The following is a 23,198-nucleotide window of genomic DNA, read 5'->3' on the forward strand; positions in this document are numbered from 1 at the left end:
GAACCATGTTCCAGTTAACTGTTCAGGATATTCATCCCGGCCAGCAGGCCGCGAATAAAGAAGAGGCTATTCGGCAGGTTGCAGCAGCGCTCGTCAGCGCAGGCAACGTGGCGGATGGTTACGTTGCCGGCATGCTGGCGCGTGAGCAACAAACCTCCACTTTCCTCGGCAATGGCATTGCCATTCCACACGGCACCACCGATACCCGCGATCAGGTATTGAAAACCGGCGTTCAGGTGTACCAGTTCCCGCAGGGCGTCACCTGGGGTGAAGGGCAGACTGCCTACGTCGCCATTGGCATTGCCGCAAGCTCCGACGAACACCTCGGCCTGCTGCGTCAGCTGACGCATGTGCTGAGCGACGATGCGGTGGCTGAACAGCTGAAAACGGCCACCACGGCAGAAGAGCTGCGCGCCTTATTGATGGGTGAAAAACAAAGCGAAGCGCTGAAGCTTGATAACGACATGCTGTCGCTTGACGTGACCGCAAGCGATCTGGTGACGCTCCAGGCGCTGAACGCCGCACGCTTAAAAGAAGCCGCTGCGGTAGACGCCCATTTTGTGGCCCACGTCATTAACGAACAGCCGCTGAATCTGGGGCAGGGTATCTGGCTTAGCGACAGCGCTGAAGGCAACCTGCGTAGCGCTATTGCGGTGAGCCGCGCGGCAACGCCATTCACCGTCGGTGACGCGTCAGCCGCCGTGCTGATTACCGTTGCGATGGCTGATGCACAGCCGACAGTCGTGCTGAACCGCCTGGTCAATCTGCTGCTGGACAATAAAGCTGAACGCTTGCTGAAAGCTGATGCCGCCACGCTGCTGGCGCTTCTGACCAGCGATGACGCTGCCGCTGAAGATGTGCTGAGCGAAGAGTTCGTTATCCGTAACGAGCACGGTCTGCACGCGCGTCCGGGCACCATGCTCGTCAATACCATTAAACAGTTTACCAGCGACATTACCGTCACCAACCTTGATGGCAGCGGTAAGCCCGCTAACGGGCGTAGCCTGATGAAGGTGGTCGCGCTGGGAGTTAAAAAAGGTCATCGTCTGCGCTTTACCGCCCAGGGTGATGATGCTCGTCAGGCGCTTGACGCCATTGGCGAAGCAATTGCTTCAGGCCTTGGGGAGGGCGCATAAATGAGCAGAAGAGTAGCCACAATTACCTTAAACCCGGCCTATGATTTGGTAGGGTTTACGCCAGAAGTTGAACGCGGGGAAGTTAACCTCGTGCGCACCACCGGTCTGCATGCAGCCGGTAAAGGCATCAACGTGGCAAAAGTGCTGAAAGATTTAGGTATCGACGTCACCGTTGGCGGCTTCCTTGGCAAAGACAACCAGGACGGCTTTCAGCAACTGTTCAGCGAGCTTGGCATCGCCAACCGTTTCCAGGTGGTGCAGGGCCGTACCCGTATTAACGTTAAGCTGACCGAGAAAGACGGCGAAGTCACCGATTTCAACTTCTCCGGCTTTGAAGTGACGCCAGCGGACTGGGAGCGTTTTGTTAACGATTCTCTGAGCTGGTTAGGTCAGTTCGACATGGTGTGCGTGAGCGGCAGTCTGCCCGCGGGCGTGAGCCCTGAGGCGTTCACCGACTGGATGACTCGTCTGCGCAGCCAGTGCCCATGCATTATTTTCGACAGCAGCCGCGAAGCGCTGGTGGCGGGTCTTAAAGCCGCGCCATGGTTAGTGAAACCTAACCGTCGCGAGCTGGAAATCTGGGCAGGCCGTAAGCTGCCAGAAATGAAAGACGTGATTGATGCTGCCCACGCGCTGCGTGAGCAAGGTATTGCCCACGTGGTTATTTCACTCGGCGCTGAAGGCGCGCTGTGGGTGAATGCTTCCGGCGAGTGGATTGCTAAGCCGCCTTCAATGGAAGTCGTCAGCACGGTGGGTGCTGGGGATTCGATGGTCGGCGGCCTGATTTATGGTCTGCTGATGCGTGAATCCAGCGAGCACACGCTTCGTCTGGCAACGGCAGTCGCGGCGCTGGCAGTCAGCCAGAGCAACGTCGGCATTACCGACCGTACCCAGTTGGCCGCGATGATGGCGCGTGTCGACCTGAAACCTTTTAACTAACAGCGGGAGAGGCGTATGAAAACGCTGCTGATTATCGATGCCAAACTCGGACAGGCTCGCGCTTATATGGCGAAGACCCTGCTGGGAACAGCCGCGCAGAAAGCGCGCCTGGAGTTGATTGATAACCCAAATGACGCCGATCTGGCGATTGTGTTGGGATCCACCCTGCCAGTTGATACTGCGCTGGTGGGCAAACAGGTTTACCTCGGCGACATCAACCGTGCGGTTGCGCACCCTGAACTGTTCCTGAGCGAAGCAAAATCACACGCTTTACCGTATGAAGCGCCTGCACAGGCTGAGCCAACGGCAACCGGCGCGGTGAAACGCATTGTTGCGGTCACCGCCTGTCCGACCGGCGTTGCGCATACCTTTATGGCGGCAGAAGCGATTGAAACTGAAGCCAAAAAACGCGGTCTGTGGGTGAAAGTTGAAACCCGTGGCTCCGTGGGTGCCGGTAACGCCATTACGCCAGAAGAAGTGGCGGAGGCGGATCTGGTGATTGTGGCGGCGGATATTGAAGTGGATCTGGCGAAATTCGCCGGGAAGCCGATGTACCGCACGACAACCGGTCTGGCGCTGAAGAAAACCGCGCAGGAACTGGATAAAGCGATGGTTGAGGCGAAGCCGTATCAACCCGTTGGTCAGAAATCACCGGCCGACAGCGCGAAGAAAGAGAGCGGCGGCGGGGCGTATCGTCACCTGCTGACCGGCGTGTCTTACATGCTGCCGATGGTGGTAGCGGGCGGTCTGTGTATCGCGCTTTCCTTCGCATTCGGCATTAAAGCCTTTGAAGTCAAAGGCACGCTGGCAGCGGCGCTGATGCAGATTGGCGGCGGTTCAGCCTTTGCCCTGATGGTTCCTGTACTGGCGGGCTTCATTGCCTTCTCCATTGCTGACCGCCCGGGTCTGACACCGGGTCTGATTGGCGGTATGTTGGCCGTAAGCGGCGGTTCCGGCTTTATCGGCGGTATCATCGCAGGCTTCCTTGCCGGCTACGTGGCGAAACTTATCAGCACCAAGCTGAAGCTGCCGCCAAGCATGGAAGCGCTCAAGCCGATCCTGATTATTCCGCTGGTTTCCAGCCTGATTGTCGGTCTGGCGATGATTTACCTCATCGGTACGCCGGTTGCTGCACTGCTGAACTGGCTGACTCACTGGCTGCAAACCATGGGCACCGCCAATGCGGTACTGCTGGGTGCAATTCTTGGTGCGATGATGTGTACCGATATGGGTGGCCCGGTAAACAAAGCGGCATACGCCTTTGGCGTGGGTCTGCTGAGTACCCAAACCTATGCGCCGATGGCGGCGATTATGGCGGCGGGTATGGTGCCACCGCTGGCGATGGGTATTGCCACGCTGGTTGCGCGTAACAAGTTCGATAAAGGTCAACGTGAGGGCGGTAAAGCGGCGCTGGTTCTGGGTCTGTGCTTTATCTCTGAAGGGGCGATTCCATTTGCGGCGCGTGATCCAATGCGTGTCCTGCCATGCTGCATCGTTGGCGGCGCAGTGACCGGGGCTATCTCAATGGCGGTTGGCGCGAAACTGATGGCACCGCACGGTGGTCTGTTCGTCCTGCTGATCCCAGGGGCGATTACGCCGGTACTGGGTTACCTGGTGGCGATTGTGGCCGGTACGCTGGTTGCAGGTCTGGCATACGCTGTGCTGAAACGTCCAGAAGCTGAAGTGGTTGCGAAAGCATAAGCTTTGCAGCTAACAAAAAAGGGCCGATGATTCGGCCCTTTTTTTATGTTTGTTGTCGGAATGCCCCCGGAGTCGGCGTAAACGCCTCGCCCGGGCTACAGATGTGAATGCCTGCGATCTGTAGGCCTGATAAGGCGAAGCCGCCATCAGGCACAATCGCGGCAAATTGCCGGATGGCGGCTTCGCCTTATCCGGCCTACACCCAATACGTGATTATGTAGCCACGGTAAGGCGTAGCCGCCACCGGGCAATTATGCCGCAGCAGACTCCGTCTGCTGCGCCTTCAGCCACGCAATCTCTTCCGCCCAGATATCCGGGTTAACGGTTTCTAATACCAGCGGGATACCGTCAAAACGATTGTCCTGCATAATCCAGCGGAAGGCGTCATGACCAATATTGCCTTCTCCCAGACTGTGGTGACGGTCAACGCGACTGCCGAACGCGCTTTTGGCGTCGTTCAGGTGCATACCGCGTAAATATTTAAAGCCCACGATGCGCTCAAATTCAGCAAACGTCTCGGCGCAAGCTTCGGTAGTGCGCAGGTCATAACCCGCGGCAAAGGCATGGCAGGTGTCGATACACACGCCAACGCGGGATTTATCCTCTACGCCGTCGATAATCGCGGCCAGATGCTCAAACTTAAAGCCCAGGTTGCTGCCTTGTCCGGCGGTATTCTCAATCACTGCCGTCACGCCTTCGGTTTGCGCCAGGGCGATGTTGATAGACTCGGCAATGCGCGCCAGGCACTTGTCTTCTTCAATCTGTAACAGGTGACTGCCCGGGTGGAAGTTCAGCAACGTCAGCCCGAGTTGCTGACACCGCATCAGCTCGTCAAGAAAGGCCTCGCGCGATTTTTCCAGCGCCTCTTGCACCGGGTGGCCTAAGTTAATCAGGTAGCTGTCATGGGGGAGAATTTGTGCCGGAGTGTAGTGATACTTTTCACAAGCGGCTTTGAAATCGTCGATGATTTCAGTGGTTAGCGGTGCCGCGCGCCACTGGCGCTGGTTTTTGGTGAACAGGGCGAATGCGGTCGCTTCGATTTCTGCGGCTCGAATAGCGGCGTTAGCCAGACCGCCGGCGGCGCTTACGTGCGCTCCAATGTATTTCATATAGTTAAACCCGCCATACTCAAAAAGGGAGAGTATAGCGGGTTGGTGTTGCTGAGTCGTGTTCCTTTATGCCATCAAGGAGTGGATACCCACGTTAATGGCGGCACCGCCGACAATCAGCCAGATGAACAGCACCAGCGCCATCAGCAGCGGTTTGGCACCCGCTTTCTTCAGCGCGCTGATATGGGTGGTAACCCCGAGCGCCGCCATTGCCATCGCCAGCAGGATAGTATCGAGCGTAATCAACATCTGTACCACGCTTTGTGGCAACAGGTGGAACGAGTTAAAGATAGCCACCACGATAAACAGAATCGCAAACCATGGAATGGTGATTTTGCTTTTCTGATCGCTGTTCGCCGGGGCCAGCTGTTTAACGCGTGCCGCCATAAACAGCAGGAACGGTGCCAGCATCATGACGCGCAGCATTTTGGCAATCACCGCCGCGTTTTCAGCCTCTGGCGTAATCGCATGACCAGCTGCGACCACCTGCGCCACTTCGTGCATGGTTGAGCCGATATAAATGCCGTAGGTTTCCGGGCTAAACCAGTGCGCCAGCAGCGGGTACATGGCAGGGTAGAGGAAAATCGCCAGCGTACCGAAAATGACCACCGTTGCCACCGCTACCGTGACCTTACTGGCCTCGGCTTTCACGACGGGTTCCGTCGCCAGTATCGCCGCCGCCCCACAAATGCTGCTCCCGGCACCAATCAGCCAGCTGGTGTGTTTATCCAGCCCGAACACTTTCTGCCCCAGCCAACAGGCGATGAAGAACGTACTGGTCAGCGTCAGAACGTCAATGACGATGCCGCTGACGCCAACGTCAGCAATCTGGGCAAAGGTCAGACGAAAGCCGTAGAGGATGATCCCCAGTCTTAATAAATGCTGCTTGGCAAAAACCACCCCGCCGTCGCAGGACTTCCACAATCTCGGATACACCGTGTTACCGATGACCATCCCGAACAAAATAGCCAGCGTCAGCGCGCTCATCCCCGCACCGGCAATCGCCGGTACGCTGCCTGCCCATACCGCCGCGCCGGTAATTACCGCGGTGAGCGCGAGCCCAGGAATAAAGTGTTTGATACTACGATGATGATGCGTCTGTAAGGTGACTTGTGTCATAACCTTCTCCTTTGTCTGGCTAAAAGGTTACGCCTGACTGGCTTAAAGATAAAATTGATTATATATTTATAATTAATCGTAATAACTGGTAAGGGCGGCTCTGACGGGCTGAAGAGATATGCATATCACGCTGCGGCAGTTAGAAGTTTTTGCTGAGGTACTCAAAAGCGGCTCCACCACGCAGGCCTCGCAGATGCTGGCGCTGTCACAATCGGCGGTCAGTGCGGCGTTGACCGATCTGGAAGGTCAACTCGGCGTGCAGATGTTTGACCGGGTGGGCAAACGGCTGGTGGTGAACGAGCATGGGCGCTTGTTGTACCCGCGTGCGCTGGCGTTGCTGGAGCAGGCGGGAGAGATAGAACAACTGTTCCGTGAAGATAACGGGGCTATCCGCGTTTACGCCAGTAGCACCATCGGCAACTATATTCTGCCGGAAGTGATTGCGCGTTATCGTAAAGACTTTCCCACGCTACCGCTGGAGATGAGCGTCGGTAACAGCCAGGATGTGATAAACGCGGTGGCAGATTTCCGCGTGGATATCGGGCTGATTGAAGGGCCGTGCCATTCGGCGGACATCATCGCAGAGCCGTGGCTTGACGATGAGCTGGTGGTGTTCAGTGCGCCCAATAGCACCTGGATTACCGGTGAGGCCACGCTGGAAATGCTGGCGCAAGCGCCGTGGATCCTGCGTGAGAAAGGGTCGGGAACACGCGAAATCGTCGACTACCTTTTGCTTTCCCATCTGCCGCAATTCCAGATGGGCATGGAGCTTGGGAACTCGGAAGCGATTAAACATGCGGTGCGTCACGACTTGGGTATCAGCTGTTTATCCCGTCGGGTTATTGCCGAACAGCTCGAGGCCGGGTCGTTGGTGGAAGTGAGTATTCCCTTGCCGACGCTAAGCCGCACCCTGTGGCGGATCCATCATCGGCAGAAGCACCTCTCTAACGCGCTTCGGCGCTTTCTCCAGTACTGCGAACGCTAACAAATTGCGCGTTTATCGACCGATTGCCGCCTGAAATTGTGCGAATGCTGGATTTGTACTTTACTAATAATCCAGGGCCAATCATGAAGCTCTCTTATAACTGCGCATTTCTGCCGTCAGATGCGCGTATCGTCTGCTACAATCGCGCCTCATTTTTTGGATGGATAGCATTTTCACATGGGTTCCGAATCAAAAACCACACAAGCGCCCGCGTTACGTCGCGAACTCAAGGCGCGTCACCTGACGATGATCGCCATCGGTGGCTCCATCGGTACAGGTCTCTTTGTTGCATCTGGTGCAACCATTTCTGCGGCGGGTCCTGGCGGCGCGCTGTTTTCCTATATTCTGATTGGCCTGATGGTGTACTTCCTGATGACCAGTCTTGGCGAACTGGCGGCATATATGCCGGTTTCCGGTTCGTTCTCCACCTACGGCCAGAACTACGTTGAAGAAGGTTTTGGTTTCGCACTGGGCTGGAACTACTGGTACAACTGGGCGGTCACTATCGCCGTTGACCTTGTCGCCGCACAGCTGGTGATGAGCTGGTGGTTCCCGGACACGCCGGGCTGGATCTGGAGCGCGCTGTTCCTGTGCGTGATTTTCCTGCTGAACTACATCTCGGTTAAAGGCTTCGGTGAGGCGGAATACTGGTTCTCGCTGATTAAAGTGACCACCGTCATCATCTTTATCATCGTTGGCGTAATGATGATCCTCGGTATCTTCAAAGGGGCGCAGCCGGTTGGCTGGAGCAACTGGACTACCGGTGATGCGCCGTTTGCGGGCGGTTTTTCCGCGATGATTGGCGTGGCGATGATTGTCGGATTCTCCTTCCAGGGGACTGAACTTATCGGTATCGCGGCGGGTGAATCTGAAGATCCCGAGAAGAACATTCCGCGCGCGGTGCGCCAGGTGTTCTGGCGTATCCTGCTGTTCTATGTGTTCGCGATCCTGATTATCAGCCTGATTATCCCGTATACCGATCCAAGCCTGCTGCGTAACGACGTGAAAGATATTTCCGTCAGTCCGTTCACCCTGGTCTTCCAGCATGCGGGTCTGCTGTCTGCGGCAGCGGTGATGAATGCGGTTATTCTGACGGCCGTGCTGTCGGCGGGTAACTCCGGGATGTACGCTTCTACCCGTATGCTCTACACCCTGGCGTGTGACGGAAAAGCGCCGCGTATTTTCGCTAAGCTGTCTCGCGGCGGCGTACCGCGTAATGCACTGTATGCTACGACGGTGATCGCGGGTCTGTGCTTCCTGACCTCAATGTTTGGCAACCAGACGGTTTACCTGTGGCTGCTCAATACCTCAGGCATGACCGGCTTTATTGCCTGGTTGGGGATTGCGATTAGCCATTATCGTTTCCGTCGCGGTTACGTGATGCAGGGCAATGACATTAACGATCTGCCGTACCGTTCCGGGTTCTTCCCGCTGGGGCCAATTTTCGCCTTCGTGCTGTGCCTGATTATCACCCTAGGCCAGAACTATGAAGCGTTCCTGTCAGATACCATCGACTGGGGCGGTGTAGCGGCGACCTATATTGGTATCCCGCTATTCCTGATTATCTGGTTTGGTTACAAGTTTGCCCGCGGCACGCACTTCGTTCGCTATAGCGAAATGCACTTCCCAGGGCGCTTTAAGCAATAATCGCTTCTGCGCCTCGCAACAGAAACCTCTCTTCGGAGAGGTTTTTTTTTGCCACTTCGCAATGTCAGACGCAACTCTTTACGTCTTGACATAACTTTAAATAACCTTAATTGATAATTGTTATCATTACGTTTATCATCTTGTCCCATACAAATGGATGAAGCCACTTCCTCTCCTGACTGGATAACAGGCTGAGGGGACTAGCCACATCTGCAAAAAACAGGCCGCCGGTCAGCGGCTTAAAGTAGCACCTGTGAGTAAGACCCCTTTGTTTTGATTTAGTATTCACCTCATGGAGATTGGAAATGTTTAGGTTAAACCCCTTGGTTCGGGGCGGACTGTGCGCGTCCGTAATGTCCCTGGCACTGCCTGTTAGCGCTGCGGATGATAATGAAGTGATGGTTGTGACGGCGGCTGCCACCGAGCAAAGCGTGAAAGACGCGCCGGCCAGTATCAGCGTCATTACCGAAGACGATCTCAAACGTAAACCGGTACAGAATCTCAAGGATGTGTTGAAAGAAGTGCCGGGCGTGCAGCTCACCAACGAAGGGGATAACCGTCAGGGGGTGAGTATTCGCGGCCTTGATAGCAGCTATACCCTGATTCTCATCGACGGTAAACGCGTGAACTCCCGCAACGCCGTCTTCCGTCACAACGACTTCGACCTGAACTGGATCCCGGTAGACGCCATTGAGCGTATCGAAGTGGTGCGCGGCCCAATGTCCTCACTGTACGGTTCCGACGCGCTGGGCGGCGTGGTGAACATCATTACCAAAAAAATTGGCACCAAATGGACGGGTAGCGTCACTGCGGACACCACTATTCAGGAACACCGTGACCGTGGCGATACGTGGAACGGTCAGTTCTACACCTCCGGCCCGCTGGTGGATGGCCTGTTAGGGATGAAAGCCTTCGGTAGCCTGTCTAAACGTGAGAAAGACGATCAGCAGCACTCCAGCACCACCACGACCGGCGAAACGCCGCGTATCGAAGGTTTTACCAGCCGCGATGCTAACGTGGAATTCGCGTGGACGCCGAATGAAAATAACGATATCACCGCCGGTTACGGCTTCGACCGCCGGGACAGGGATTCTGACTCGCTGGACCAAAACCGCATTGAGCGCCAGAACTACTCGTTAAGTCATAATGGTCGCTGGGATGTGGGCACCAGCGAGCTGAAATATTATGGCGAAAAAGTAGCCAACAAAAACCCGGGTAACAGCAGCGAAATCACCACCGAAAGCAACACCATTGACGGGAAATATGTGCTGCCGTTGGGGGCGATTAACCAACTGGTGACCTTTGGCGGCGAATGGCGTCACGATAAGTTAAGCGATCCGGTCAACCTGACGCGCGGGACGAGCACCGAAACTTCAGCCAGCCAGTATGCACTGTTCCTTGAAGATGAGTGGCGTATTTTCGAGCCGCTGGCGTTGACCACCGGTATCCGTATGGACGATCACCAGACTTATGGCGATCACTGGAGCCCGCGTGCGTATCTCGTTTATACCGCGACCGATACCATCACCGTAAAAGGCGGCTGGGCGACCGCGTTTAAAGCGCCATCGCTGCTGCAATTAAGCCCGGACTGGGCGACAAATTCCTGCCGTGGCGGTTGCCGTATTGTCGGTAGCCCGGATTTGAAACCTGAAACCAGCGAGAGCTATGAAATCGGCCTGTACTACCAGGGCGAGGAAGGCTGGCTGGATGGCGTTCAGGCGAACATCACCACGTTCCAGAACGATATTGATGACATGATCAATATCACCCGCACCTCGGATATCAATGCGGCACCTGGCTATTCGAACTTTGTCGGTTTTGACACCAATAGCAGCGGCAAGCGCGTGCCGGTGTTTGCCTACTACAACGTCAACAAAGCGCGGATTCGCGGCGTGGAGACGGAACTGAAGGTGCCGTTTGGCGATGAGTGGAAAGTGTCGCTGAACTATACCTATAACGATGGTCGCGACCTGAGCAATGGCGGCGACAAACCGCTTAAGGAACTGCCGTTCCACACCGGTAATGGTCGTCTGGACTGGACGCCGGTACAGGATTGGTCGTTCTATCTGGCGGCGAGATACACCGGCCAGCAGCGTGCGGTAAGCGCCACCTCGAAAACGCCTGGCGGCTACACGACCTGGGATCTCGGCGGCGCTTGGCAGGCAACGAAAAACGTCAAACTGCGCGCGGGCGTGTTGAACCTGGGGGATAAAGACCTGCAGCGTGACGACTACAGCTACAACGAAGACGGGCGCCGTTACTTTATGGCGGTGGATTACCGCTTCTAACCTGAAGCCCTCCCGGCGGCGCTGCGCTTGGCCGGGCTACATTCGTGCATATTGGTAAACCGTGCGAACGAATGTTTGCATATTTGTAGCCCGGCCAAGCGCAGCGCCGCCGGGACACCCACCGAACCACCCCAACATCCCCACACCTCGCCCAGCAACAATCAGCCCACCCGTAGCCCGGCCAAGCGCAGCGCCGCCGGGACACCCACCGAACCACCCCAACATCCCCACACCTCGCACCAGCAACAATCAGCCCCAACCGTAGCCCGGCCAAGCGCAGCGCCGCCGGGAATGTTACCAATAGCTACGCCAGTTTTGCGTCGCGCGGGTGATGGCTTCCATCAGGAAATAATCCCCCCAGCTACAGCACTCGTTCACCCCAATATCGCCTTTGAAATAATATACCGAATGTTCCAGTAACCCCTGGCCGCCCGAATGTTCACGATTCACGTAGCCATCAATCATATTGCCAATCATCCGCAGGGCCAGCGTCTCGTAACTTTCTCTATCGGGATGCGTCACGGGCAAATGCTTAATCAGCTCCAGCAGGGCGCAGGCGACAATTGCCGCGGCGCTGCTATCGCGTTCGCTGTTAGGGTCGGTCAGCGCCAGATCCCAATAGCAAATCAGATCCTCCGGCAAGCGATTAAGATAATAGTTTGCCAGCGTCTGGCTCAATGCCAGCAAGCGCTCATCACCGGTATGCAAATAGTTCAGCAGGAAGCCGTAAATCCCCCACGCCTGACCTCGCGCCCAGCATGAATCATCGGAGAATCCCTGATGCGTATTGCCAAAGCGCGGCTCGCCGGTCTCCACATCCATATACCAGGTATGGAAGGTGGAACCATCCTCACGCACAATATAACGGCGCGCCTGCTCAATATGCTGTCTAGCCGCTGCCGCATAGCGCGGATTGCCGCTGTATACGCTTGCCTGATACAACAACGGCAAGTTCATATTGCAGTCGATAATCATCCGGCCCTGCTGTTCGGGGTTATCCAGCTCCCCCCATGCCTGAATAATCCCGGCTTTCTCGTTATAACGCTCCATTAACGCTTCAGCGGCGAGCAGGGCGATATAACCCGCCTCGCGGTTGCCGGTCAGGCGTTCGCCCGCCACGCAGGACAGACTGTAGAGAAAACCCAGATCATGATGATTCGTGTGGTCGCGATTGATAATACGTTGAGCGAACGAGTGAATATGCTGATTCGCCAGCGTCTGATACTGCGCCTCTCCGGTCCATTCGTAGGCCAGCCACAGCTGGCCGGTCCAGAAACTGGTGGTCCATTCGATATTATCAATCACCGGATAGCGCCCATTTTTACAGGACGCGTCCGGGAAACGCTGGCCAAAATAGTCGGCGTTGGCATCAATCGCTTTTAATAACGTGGGCATTATGCCGCGAATTTTTCGGCCGATTTCTTCACGTTCGCCCGGTTGAAGAGTCTGTAAGACCAGCGATTCTTTTTTAATATTTTCAGACGTCATGCGGTGATATTCCCGTTTAATTAAGCGCTTCATGATTAATTTCCTGGCCTACGACACTTTTTTTATGCCCGTAGCAGGTCGATAAGGTGAGGGCAGACACGCCGGTAAAGACCAGTGCAATAATCCCCATAATCAGATAGGTATGTTCAAAGCCAATGGTCTGGTAGGCGTAGCCCGCAGGTGGCGCGACCACAATTGAACCGACATAAATCATCGCCTGATAGCCCAGCAGATACATGGTGGCGTTAACGCGTTTATCGAAATGCTCAGCGATATATTTGAATACCGACACCAGAATCAGCGCGATCTCAATACCGTACAGCGGTTTGACCAGGCAAATAATCAGCGGGTCGCTGGTGAGGCCGGAAATAATTAACCGCAGGCTGATAACCAGACCGGTTAATAACATTCCCTGCTTTGCGCCAATGCGGTTAATAATGGTGGGCACCAGCATCATCCCGAAGAATTCGGCAGCGGATTGCGCGGTGCTCATATAGCCGAACATCGCGTTACCTTCTTCTTTAGTGGTAAAAAAGGTGACGAAATAACGTGAGAACTGCTGCTCGGCAATAAACATCATCCATGCCACGCCTGCGATATACAGCGAGAACATCCAGAATTTGCGGTTAGCGAGCAGGTTTAAAACATCGGTAATAACAATTTTGTCTTTCGATAAAACGTTATTGTCCTCTTTACCGAAATGGTCGACTTTTAGCGTCAGCAATACGGCAAACATACACAGCGCCGATACGCTACTGATAGCAAAGTTAATCTTCGGTGAAATATTATACAGAAAACCGGAGAACGACGAGGCGGTGGCCCAGCCCAGCGCCGCCCACATACGGATGCGACCAAACTCCATATTGTACAAGCGGCTAAAACGATCGACGTAAGACTCTTCAGCCGCCACGCCCGCGTACCAGCCGAGGCTAAAGAACAGCGCGCCGACGATCATGCCGATGATGAAATGCGTTTGCAGTAACGGCAGATAAATCCAGATATAGAAGGGCGCCATCAGCGCCGAGATGATGCAGACAAAATAGAGCAGATGTTTCTTCATGCCGATTTTGTCCATGATGTAGCCGTACACCGGCTTAATCACCACCGCGAAAACGCCGTTTACCGCGAACACGGTGCCGATATCCACCGCATCCAGCCCGGCTTTATCGCCAAGCCAGATGGCGTACAGGCCGAAGCTTGCCGCCCAGGTAAACGTAAACAGGAAAACAAAGAGACTTAATTTTATATAAGCCGAGCGAGTTGATTGAATTGTTGTTGTCATTGCGGTCTCCGCCGTCAATCAGAGGTCAGGGTTATACCAGGGTGAGCGATTGTTCGTTCACCGTGAGTTGCTGGGTAGGGACATCGAAAATCAGCCGTTCCGGCATCGCGGGCACGCTTCCCGGATCGGCGCTGACAAAGCAGGCCAGCCAGTGCGTGCCAGCCTCCATCTGGGCGGACAGGCAAGGAATAATGGCCGGTGCGGCATACAGCAGGTTGCTGTTGGGCGGCGTGGTGACGGTGAGCGTCTGCCGTTCGCCGCCGAGGTTGACGATGCGGCTGTAGTCGCTTGAGGTTTCAACAGTGACGGTCATGGCGTCCTGCATCAGGCGCGTCTGCTGGTGATGATTCGCCGCGAACCCCCCTTCCACGCACGAGAGGGCATACGGCGTGACCACGCGATGGACGCGAACATGCCCATTTTCCACCGGAATCAGCCAGCTGGTGACCAGAACCTCTGCCCACGGACGCCAGTCGCTGCGTACCCAGTTATGGTCGACTGCAACGCTGTCGCATTCGCGACGGCCCCGGTAGTAATCGTCCCCCTTGCAAAACAGCAACATGGAGTCGACGGCGGCGTGGGCTAGCCCATAGCGACCGCGTTCGAGGGTAAAACCAAACCGGCTGGAGTAGGCGAACTTGCAGTACTTTTGCTCAAAGTTAACAAAATTATTCTTATCAAACTGACCGGACATCACCATCCAGGCGTGATGGTTATCGTTGCTGTGAACGATGATCTGTCCCGCTTCAGGGATGGGATGGATGTCTGCAAGCTCGGGCAGCGGCTCACACTCGGCCTGCCAGAATGCACTGTCGTCCGGCAGCGCCAGAATGAGCATTGCCTTGAGTCCCCAGTAGGGAGAACCGGGGCTGTTGTAATCCTCCGCCATAATCAAATTCGGATAGGCGTAACCGATGGAAAACAGCCCATCGGCGGTGATAAACGGCTGTTTTTGCCAGTTATCGAGGTGGCGCAGAATAAGCCCTTTAACGATGCCCGGCGTCAGAACATCCAGCCCGGTAAAGGCGACCGCGCTCCAGAAGGCGACCTGCACAAAGCGGTAGGTCAGGCTGCGACCAAACGGGATCCCCTCGCCGTCGGCGGTAAAATAGTAGAGATAATCGTGAGCAAACTGCTGTGCGCGCTGGCGGTAGCGCAGGCAGCGTTTCGGATCGACATCCTGCATAAAGTGGCTATACAGCAGACTGTAGAAGTGAAATCCGCTGGAGATGTAATAATCGCGCGGCTTACCTTTGCCATCGCAGTACCAGCCGTTGCCGAGCCAGAAGGGCTCAATGGCATCGAGATGACGATCGATCACCGCCATATCGTACTCGCGACCCACGCATTTAAGTCCGACCTGAATAAGCACCGGGAAGAAGTGCCAGTTATTATCCGGGACGCTGACGTCGGCGCTTTGCGACAGCCAGCTGACGAGATTGTCCTGCTCGCTGTGCGTAAGCTGCGACCACAGCGGAGAATGAAGCGCCAGTCCGAGGCCGAATGCTGCCATTTCCACGCAGCGCTGATCGTTATCACCCACGTCGCCCCAGTAGCCCGGATGCTGGGGATTGCAGCCGTGGCGGATCCCGGTCAAAAAAGTCTCTTGCCAGACCGGCGTTACGCCGCCGCTCATCAGCGGAAACAGCCCCCACAGCAGGCGAATAAAGCCTTCCATACCGGCAACATCATCCGAGTACTGCGCGGCGGTATCACCTGCGTGCAGCCGTGTGCAATCGGACGATAAGCGCGGTAAGGCTGCCGCTATCCATTGCTCGACTAAGGCACCGTATTGTTGTTTTGTCCGCATAATGAAATCCCGTTTCAGACCGTTGATGGCGGTCGAATAATAGGAAGTTGCGGCGGTCGACAAATGTGATAGTGCTCTTACTTTTACCGATCGGTGATAATTAAAATTAATTTTATGGCGTAATTTAGGCTGAAAGTTTTATTCCGGTGATGAAAGTTTAAGTTTATTCACATGAGAGGTTATGGTCATGACACCCCCGGTGCGCACGGAAGACACCACTTATCTTGAGCAAATCCATCTCAATGATAAGGCTATCTATTTCAACCGAATGCAGAATATGCCCGCCAACTATTACCACTGGCATCCGTGTGCGGAAATTCTTTTTGTCTCTCGCGGCGTGGGCATTGCGCTGATGGAGCATCAGCAATATACGGTGAAGCCGGGGCGGCTATTTATTTTTCCGCCCGGCAAGCTGCATAAAGTCTACGTTGAGCAGGACGAACGTAACGTCTATCACCGAACCACGCTGCACTTTAATGCGTCGCTGTTGGAGCCGTGGCTGCGTGATTTTCCGCGTCAACAAATGCTGCTGCGCCAGCTATGTGGGCGAGGAGAAAAGGCGCGGGTGTTTGATGTTGGCGATCTGCAACCGGTGATTGAAACGTTGTTACAGCGTTTTGAAGCGATAACGCATGAGGAAAGCTGGAGCATCAGCGACAGCGCCTTTTTGATTATGCAGCTCATCAGTCTGTTACCACAGCAGGAGCAGGCGACGGGGCATAATACCTTTTCCTCGACCATTATTCGCTGGCTGGAAAATCACTATCATGAGCGCTGTTCGCTGGAGGATATCGCTGGGGTGATGGGCTGCTCGCGCGGCCATACTTCGCGCCGCTTTCACGATGAAACCGGCGGGACGATTCAGGAATATTTGATGATGCGGCGGATTCGCCAGGCCTGTGAACTGCTGTTGCATTCCCCGTATTCGGTGCGGGAGATTGCCGAACGAGTGGGCTTTACCGAGTACGCGTGGTTTATCACCTGTTTTCGCAAAAACATGGGCAAAACGCCGTTGCAGTACCGCAAGGCGTTTCGCTACCTATTGCCAGAATCACAATGATGTAGCCCGGACGAGGCGTAGCCGACTCCGGGGAAAACCGCGCTCATCCCGGAGTCGGCTACGCCTCGTCCGGGCTACACCGGGTTCTACTTCAACAAATGTTCGGCGTGGAAGCGCAAATGATCCTCAATAAACGAGGCAATAAAGTAATAGCTGTGATCGTAACCCGGCTGAATGCGCAACGTCAGCGGCCAGTCTTTCTGCCGTGCCGTTTCAGCGAATACCGCCGGTTGTAGCTGGTCGGCGAGGAACTGATCGTTATCGCCCTGGTCAATCAGCATCGGGATGGCGTCCGCGTGATGGCTGGCGCGGAGCAGTTCGGTGCTGTCCCACTCGGCCCAGCGCGCCTTATCTTCACCAAGATACGCCGTAAACGCTTTCTGCCCCCACGGTACGCTCGCCGGATTGACGATGGGCGCAAACGCCGACGCGCTGCAATATTTGCCCGGATTCTTCAGCGCCAGCATCAGCGCGCCGTGGCCGCCCATCGAATGGCCGCTGATGGCACAACGTGGGCTGACGTTGAATTGGGATTGAATCAGCGCCGGAAGTTCATCGCGCAGATAGTCATACATGCGAAAATGCGCCGACCACGGTGATTCGCTGGCGTTGAGATAAAAACTGGCGCCCTGGCCTAAGTCGTATCCGGTATCGTTGGCGACGTCTTCACCGCGCGGGCTGGTATCCGGCATCACCAGCACAATTCCAAGCTCTGCGGCCACCCGCTGGGCACCGGCTTTGGTGGTGAAATTCTCATCATTACAGGTCAGCCCGGAGAGCCAGAACAGCACCGGTGGCGGATTGGTTTTACCGTCTGGCGGTAAAAAAAGGCTAAAGGTCATCGGGCAATTTAGCGTGGTGGAATGGTGCTGCCAGCGCTGCTGCCAGCCGCCATAACAGCGGTGCTCTTCGAGCATTTCCATGCGTGATCCTCGCGTTTTTTGTCAGAATTAATAGTCCCATCATACAGATAATTCATCCACGGTGAGTAACTTTCACTTCCGCATACTCATCACATGTTGCATCATAAAGATAACTTTACATTTACATTTGAGGCTTTATGCCGGTACGCATTGCGCTAAGCGGTTTCCTGGTGCTGGTTGCCACAATGGGGATTGGCCGCTTTGCTTTTACCCCCCAGGTGCCACTGATGATAGCCGAGGGGCAGCTGACGCTTACCAGCGCGGGTCTTGTGGCCGCGCTCAACTATCTGGGCTACCTGATTGGCGCCTGGGACGCGATGCGAACACGTCGCGGCGTTGAAGCACGTCTCTATCTGGGGATTATCGGTGCCGTGGCGCTGACTTTTCTCTCGGCCATTGCGGATAACGCATGGCTGCACGGCGCGCTGCGCTTGGTGATTGGCTGCATGAGCGGCTGGGCGATGGTCTTAACTGCGGCATGGGTGAACGAACGGCTGGCGCATTACGCCAGGCCCGGACTTAGCGCGGCAGTTTTCGCCGGGCCGGGCGCGGGCATTGCGCTTAGCGGGTTGTTGGGCGTTTTCATCCATGCGCAATCGCTAAGTGCCGCTGCGGGCTGGCAGCTGTATGGCGTACTGGCGTTACTGCTGGTGGTGATGATTGGCCGCTGGCTGCCGCGGCCGGGCGAGCTTCACCGCAGCGGCGAACAGCCGAAGCCGCTGACATTGACCCGCAATTTACGCCGCCTGGTATGGAGCTATAGCCTGGCGGGATTTGGCTACATTCTGCCCGCCACTTTTTTATCGCAAATGGCGAGTCAGCGTTTTCCCGACAGCCTGTTTGCCCAGTTTATCTGGCCGATTTTCGGGCTCGCCGGGGCGACCGGTATCGCGCTAAGCATTGCTTTGCGTGGGGTAGGGCACTCTTATCAGCGCCTGGCGATTGTGCTGTGGCTTCAGGGTATTGGCGTGCTGGCGGCCTGGCTACTACCGGGGATGAGCGGGCTGGTATGCGGTGCGCTGCTGGTGGGAGGTGGCTTTCTCGCGGCGGTTCAACTCTCACTGCTCTACGGCCGTGAGCTGGCGCCAAACCATGCGCGCTATATGGCGGGATTGCTGACCACCGGCTATGCGGTTGGACAATTGGTCGGGCCAATGACCTCGGCGCTGTCAACGTGGCTAACCGAACGTCTTGAACCGGCGCTGGGGATTGCTGCCGTTGCGCTGCTGATTGGCGGGGCGCTGGTCTGGCGACCTCGGCCTGACAGATAATAACGATTGCAATAATTATCACTACGAATACTGGATTCTGTGCGTCGCCTCACGCACAATGAGGACAAACTTTGCCCCCATAAGCAAAGCGCCACACCTGCAGGAGAAGAAATAATGTCATCACTGAGTAAAGAAGCGGTACTGGTACATGAAGCGCTCGTCGCCCGTGGCCTCGAGACGCCGCTGCGCCCGCCGGTGCGCGAAATGGATAACGAAACCCGCAAGCGCCTGATTTCTGGTCATATGACTGAGATCATGCAGCTGCTGAATCTCGATTTGAGTGATGACAGCCTGATGGAAACACCGCATCGCATTGCCAAAATGTATGTGGATGAAATTTTCTCCGGTCTCGATTACGCCAATTTCCCCAAAATTACCGTTATCGAAAACAAAATGAAGGTCGACGAGATGGTGACGGTGCGTGATATCACCTTAACCAGCACCTGCGAGCACCATTTTGTTACCATCGACGGTAAAGCGACCGTGGCCTACATTCCCAAAGATTCGGTGATTGGCCTGTCCAAAATCAACCGCATCGTGCAGTTTTTCGCCCAGCGCCCGCAGGTGCAGGAGCGTTTGACGCAGCAGATCCTGACGGCACTGCAAACGCTGCTGGGAACCAACAATGTCGCGGTCTCTATTGACGCGGTGCACTACTGCGTGAAGGCGCGCGGCATTCGCGATGCCACCAGTGCGACAACCACCACATCGCTGGGTGGCCTGTTCAAGTCCAGCCAGAATACCCGCCAGGAGTTCTTGCGCGCGGTGCGTCACCACAACTAATACGATAATGGAGCAGGGGATATGGGGCGGAACGTCACGCTGGATTTCATTCGTGGCGTAGCCATACTCGGTATCCTGCTGCTCAATATCAGCGCCTTCGGCTTGCCGAAGGCCGCCTATCTTAACCCGGCCTGGTACGGCGAGATAACCTCCCGCGATGCCTGGACGTGGGCCGTTCTTGACCTATTCGCGCAGGTCAAATTCCTCACTCTTTTTGCATTGCTGTTTGGTGCCGGTCTACAGCTCTTGCTGCCGCGCGGCACGCGGTGGATCCAAAGTCGTTTGACGCTGCTGGCGCTGCTCGGGTTCATTCATGGGCTGCTGTTCTGGGACGGTGATATTCTGCTGGCTTACGCGCTGGTCGGGCTGGTGTGCTGGCGGCTGGTGCGTGAGGCGCACGACGTCAAATCCCTCTTTAATACCGGCGTGCTGCTGTATGCGGTAGGCGTCGGCGTACTGATTTTATTAGGGCTGATTGCCGATACCGGCCAAAGCCGCGCGTGGGTGCCTGACGCCTCCACCTTGATGTATGAGCACTACTGGAAGCTCAACGGTGGTATGGAAGCTATCAGCAATCGTACCGACATGCTGTCGGCAAATTTGCTGGCGTTAGGGGCGCAATATGGCTGGCAGCTTGCGGGAATGATGTTGATCGGTGGTGCACTGATGCGCTGCGGTTGGCTAAAAGGCCAGTTTAGTCTGCGCCACTATCGGCGCTGCGCCGCGATATGTATCCCGCTGGGCATGCTGATAAACCTGCCAGCGATTATTGCCCAGTGGCAGCTCAATTGGGACTATCGCTGGTGCGCGTTTCTGCTCCAGGCACCGCGTGAAATCAGTGCGCCCATTCAAACGCTGGGCTATGCTGCATTGGCCTACGGCTTCTGGCCGCAAATCAGCCGCTCCCGTCTGGCGGCAGCGGTGGTCTGCGTGGGACGCATGGCGCTCACCAACTATCTGTTACAAACCCTCATCTGCACCACGCTGTTCTATCATTTCGGCCTGTTTATGGCATTTGATCGTCTGACGTTGCTGGCGTTTGTGGTTCCGGTATGGCTTATCAACCTCATTTTCTCCGTACTGTGGTTGCGCCAATTCCGCCAGGGGCCGGTGGAGTGGCTGTGGCGGCAATTGACCGCACGGGCGTCAGGGATATCATTTCGCAATACATTTAGATAACGATCTAGATCACAACAGTTAACAAAACGGATGTAACCGTTTCCAGCCCTGTGACCTCTCTCACGTAGTTGCGACATTGACGCTGCCAGAATAGCGCTCTTGCCAGACTTTGGGGGTGTAAGGTGAACTGCAGCAATTCTCAATCGGACGGTGTGTATGATCACCATTCGTGATGTCGCACGCCAGGCAGGCGTTTCCGTTGCCACCGTTTCCCGCGTGCTCAACAACAGCGCGTTGGTAAGTCAGGACACCCGTGACACGGTGATGAAAGCCGTTTCGTCTTTAGGATATCGCCCCAATGCTAACGCGCAGGCGCTGGCAACGCAGGTCAGCGACACCATTGGTGTGGTGGTGATGGACGTCTCCGACGCCTTTTTCGGTGCGCTGGTGAAAGCCGTCGATATGGTGGCACAGCAGCATCAAAAATATGTCCTCATCGGCAACAGTTACCACGAAGCGGAAAAAGAGCGTCACGCCATTGAGGTACTGATCCGCCAGCGATGTAGCGCGCTTATCGTCCATTCAAAAGCGCTCAGCGACCGCGAACTCAGCGAGTTTATGGCGCACATGCCGGGCATGGTGTTAATCAACCGTCTTGTTCCAGGCTACGCGCATCGCTGCGTTTGCCTGGATAACGTCAGCGGGGCATTGATAGGCACGCGTATGTTGCTCAATCACGGGCATCAGCGCATTGGCTATCTTGCTTCAAGCCACAATATTGAAGATGACGATTTGCGTCGGGAAGGGTGGGTGCGCGCGTTACAAGAGCAGGGGATCGTGGCGCAGGATAGCTGGGTGGGCACGGGTTCACCGGATATGCCGGGGGGCGAAACCGCCATGGTGGAGCTATTGGGTCGCAACGCTGGTCTGACGGCCGTATTCGCCTACAACGATAATATGGCCGCCGGGGCGCTCAGTGCGTTGAAAGACAATGGCATTGCCGTGCCGCAGCAGGTTTCAGTGATAGGCTTTGATGATATTCCTATCGCCCGCTATACCGATCCGCAATTAACCACCATCCGCTATCCCATTGTTTCTATGGCAAAACAGGCGACAGAACTCGCATTACTGGGCGCCGCTGGCAAGCTTGATGGTGACGCCACTCATTGTTTTATGCCAACCCTGGTGCGCCGTCACTCCGTCGCGCAGCGGCAATTTGTGCATCCCATCACGAACCAAACTGTTAATCCTATGTAACCGTTTTCAATCTGTGAGTAAATTCACAGATTGTTAACATTACGATGGCTATGATGGCTGCGTTTATCAGCTTGAAACATGATGTAACGGTGATTAATCACTTTTTATAACGTTTCAGGCCGTTAAACACAGATTAAAGCGTAACCTGGATCGTTACTCAACACGGAAGAACAAATTTTCATCAGTGAATTTCGTCGTGCGGTAACAATTTTTTAACGCTACCCGCCGATTATTATCATCTGAACTACCCTGCATAATAAAACCGGAGATACCATGAATAAGAAGGTGTTAACCCTGTCTGCCCTGATGGCCAGCCTCTTTTTCGGTGCAACAGCGCATGCTGCCGATACCCGTATTGGTGTGACGATCTATAAATATGACGATAACTTTATGTCCGTTGTGCGCAAGGCTATCGAAAAAGACGGTAAATCCGCGCCGGACGTTCAGCTGCTGATGAATGACTCGCAGAATGACCAGTCCAAGCAAAACGATCAGATTGACGTGCTGCTGGCAAAAGGCGTGAAAGCGCTGGCGATTAACCTGGTTGACCCAGCGGCAGCGGGTACGGTGATTGACAAAGCGCGCGGCCAGAACGTGCCGATTGTCTTCTTCAACAAAGAACCTTCTCGTAAGGCGCTGGATAGCTACGATAAAGCTTTCTACGTCGGCACCGACTCTAAAGAGTCCGGCATTATTCAGGGCGATCTGATTGCTAAACATTGGGCCGCTAACCCGAACTGGGATCTGAACAAAGACGGTCAGGTACAGTTCGTGCTGCTGAAAGGCGAGCCGGGCCACCCGGATGCTGAAGCACGTACCACTTACGTTATCAAGGAACTGAACGCCAAGGGGCTGAAAACTCAGCAACTGGCGCTTGATACCGCGATGTGGGATACCGCACAGGCTAAAGACAAGATGGACGCATGGCTCTCAGGCCCTAACGCTAACAAAATTGAAGTCGTTATCGCCAACAACGATGCGATGGCAATGGGCGCGGTAGAAGCGCTGAAAGCACACAACAAATCTTCCATCCCAGTATTCGGCGTTGATGCCCTGCCAGAAGCGCTGGCGCTGGTGAAATCCGGTGCGATGGCCGGTACCGTGCTAAACGATGCGAACAACCAGGCGAAAGCGACCTTCGATCTGGCGAAAAACCTCGCAGAGGGCAAAGGTGCGGCCGACGGCACTAACTGGAAAATCGAAAACAAAATCGTCCGCGTACCTTACGTGGGCGTAGATAAAGACAACCTTAGCGAATTCACCGGTAAGTAATCTTTAAAT

18 protein-coding genes are annotated in these 23,198 nt (G+C 55.3%); 12 read left to right on the forward strand and 6 right to left on the reverse strand.

Translation table 11 applies throughout. The features are described 5' to 3' along the window. Window positions 1-5 precede the first annotated feature (5 nt). The 3 genes from fruB to fruA are packed head-to-tail and all read left to right on the forward strand — an operon-like array spanning window position 6 to window position 3,776. The gene (gene fruB, locus ACIPDS_RS09465; RefSeq protein ID WP_400734926.1) at window positions 6-1,136 is read left to right on the forward strand and encodes a fused PTS fructose transporter subunit IIA/HPr protein; all 1,131 of its coding nucleotides are present in this window, start codon (window positions 6-8) and stop codon (window positions 1,134-1,136) included. Then, entirely contained in the window at window positions 1,137-2,075 is a 939-nt protein-coding gene (fruK, locus tag ACIPDS_RS09470; protein WP_062772370.1) for a 1-phosphofructokinase, read from the forward strand. Window positions 2,076-2,090: 15 nt separating this feature from the next. Beyond that, window positions 2,091-3,776, forward strand: coding sequence for a PTS fructose transporter subunit IIBC (fruA, locus tag ACIPDS_RS09475; protein ID WP_400734928.1), 1,686 nt, complete (start codon window positions 2,091-2,093; stop codon window positions 3,774-3,776). Between the two features lie 251 nt (window positions 3,777-4,027). On the opposite strand, the gene nfo is transcribed toward fruA, so the two are convergent. Further along, a complete protein-coding gene (nfo, locus tag ACIPDS_RS09480) occupies window positions 4,028-4,885 on the reverse strand; it encodes a deoxyribonuclease IV (RefSeq protein ID WP_400734930.1) in 858 nt (285 codons plus the stop codon). A 66-nt stretch (window positions 4,886-4,951) separates the two neighbouring features. Next, complete coding sequence (locus tag ACIPDS_RS09485) at window positions 4,952-6,004, reverse strand: YeiH family protein (RefSeq protein ID WP_400734932.1); 1,053 nt, start codon at window positions 6,002-6,004, stop codon at window positions 4,952-4,954. 118 nt (window positions 6,005-6,122) lie between these two features. Between ACIPDS_RS09485 and yieE the strand changes: the two genes are divergently transcribed. From yieE to cirA, 3 genes are all read left to right on the forward strand, one after another. Next, on the forward strand, window positions 6,123-6,989 hold the full coding sequence (gene yieE / locus ACIPDS_RS09490; RefSeq protein WP_400734934.1) for a DNA-binding transcriptional regulator YeiE: 867 nt from the start codon (window positions 6,123-6,125) through the stop codon (window positions 6,987-6,989). A gap of 177 nt (window positions 6,990-7,166) precedes the next feature. Next, on the forward strand, window positions 7,167-8,636 hold the full coding sequence (locus ACIPDS_RS09495; protein WP_400734935.1) for an amino acid permease: 1,470 nt from the start codon (window positions 7,167-7,169) through the stop codon (window positions 8,634-8,636). 305 nt (window positions 8,637-8,941) lie between these two features. Continuing rightward, complete coding sequence (cirA, locus tag ACIPDS_RS09500) at window positions 8,942-10,924, forward strand: catecholate siderophore receptor CirA (RefSeq protein WP_400734936.1); 1,983 nt, start codon at window positions 8,942-8,944, stop codon at window positions 10,922-10,924. Between the two features lie 294 nt (window positions 10,925-11,218). Here the strand turns inward: cirA and ACIPDS_RS09505 are convergent, their stop codons facing one another. Genes ACIPDS_RS09505 through ACIPDS_RS09515 form a run of 3 tightly spaced genes read right to left on the reverse strand, consistent with a single transcriptional unit; the run spans window position 11,219 to window position 15,504 of the window. Continuing rightward, a complete protein-coding gene (locus ACIPDS_RS09505) occupies window positions 11,219-12,445 on the reverse strand; it encodes a glycoside hydrolase family 88 protein (RefSeq protein ID WP_400734938.1) in 1,227 nt (408 codons plus the stop codon). Continuing rightward, window positions 12,429-13,694, reverse strand: coding sequence for an oligosaccharide MFS transporter (locus tag ACIPDS_RS09510; protein WP_400734940.1), 1,266 nt, complete (start codon window positions 13,692-13,694; stop codon window positions 12,429-12,431). Before ACIPDS_RS09510 ends, ACIPDS_RS09505 begins: the two co-directional genes overlap by 17 nt. Window positions 13,695-13,725: 31 nt before the next feature. Then, window positions 13,726-15,504 carry a DUF2264 domain-containing protein gene (locus ACIPDS_RS09515; RefSeq protein WP_400734942.1) on the reverse strand — a complete coding sequence of 593 codons (1,779 nt, stop codon included), beginning with the start codon at window positions 15,502-15,504 and terminating at the stop codon, window positions 13,726-13,728. Window positions 15,505-15,685: 181 nt separating this feature from the next. Here ACIPDS_RS09515 and ACIPDS_RS09520 point away from each other — a divergent pair, with 181 nt between their 5' ends. Further along, a complete protein-coding gene (locus ACIPDS_RS09520; protein ID WP_400734944.1) occupies window positions 15,686-16,564 on the forward strand; it encodes a helix-turn-helix domain-containing protein in 879 nt (292 codons plus the stop codon). Between the two features lie 86 nt (window positions 16,565-16,650). Here the strand turns inward: ACIPDS_RS09520 and fghA are convergent, their stop codons facing one another. Then, window positions 16,651-17,487, reverse strand: a complete 837-nt coding sequence (gene fghA / locus ACIPDS_RS09525) for an S-formylglutathione hydrolase (protein ID WP_400734946.1) — start codon at window positions 17,485-17,487, stop codon at window positions 16,651-16,653. 137 nt (window positions 17,488-17,624) lie between these two features. Between fghA and ACIPDS_RS09530 the strand changes: the two genes are divergently transcribed. The 5 genes from ACIPDS_RS09530 (at window position 17,625) to mglB (ending at window position 23,189) form a co-directional block, all read left to right on the forward strand. Continuing rightward, entirely contained in the window at window positions 17,625-18,758 is a 1,134-nt protein-coding gene (locus tag ACIPDS_RS09530) for a YbfB/YjiJ family MFS transporter (protein ID WP_400734948.1), read from the forward strand. 114 nt (window positions 18,759-18,872) lie between these two features. Continuing rightward, on the forward strand, window positions 18,873-19,541 hold the full coding sequence (folE, locus tag ACIPDS_RS09535) for a GTP cyclohydrolase I FolE (RefSeq protein ID WP_166513333.1): 669 nt from the start codon (window positions 18,873-18,875) through the stop codon (window positions 19,539-19,541). A gap of 21 nt (window positions 19,542-19,562) precedes the next feature. Continuing rightward, the gene (gene yeiB / locus ACIPDS_RS09540) at window positions 19,563-20,720 is read left to right on the forward strand and encodes a DUF418 domain-containing protein YeiB (RefSeq protein ID WP_400734950.1); all 1,158 of its coding nucleotides are present in this window, start codon (window positions 19,563-19,565) and stop codon (window positions 20,718-20,720) included. 156 nt (window positions 20,721-20,876) lie between these two features. Further along, window positions 20,877-21,917, forward strand: a complete 1,041-nt coding sequence (gene galS / locus ACIPDS_RS09545) for an HTH-type transcriptional regulator GalS (protein ID WP_400734952.1) — start codon at window positions 20,877-20,879, stop codon at window positions 21,915-21,917. A 273-nt stretch (window positions 21,918-22,190) separates the two neighbouring features. Next, complete coding sequence (gene mglB / locus ACIPDS_RS09550) at window positions 22,191-23,189, forward strand: galactose/glucose ABC transporter substrate-binding protein MglB (RefSeq protein ID WP_166513336.1); 999 nt, start codon at window positions 22,191-22,193, stop codon at window positions 23,187-23,189. Window positions 23,190-23,198: the final 9 nt, after the last annotated feature.

Source organism: Kluyvera sp. NPDC087067 (assembly GCF_044745165.1).
Lineage (GTDB): Bacteria > Pseudomonadota > Gammaproteobacteria > Enterobacterales > Enterobacteriaceae > Kluyvera.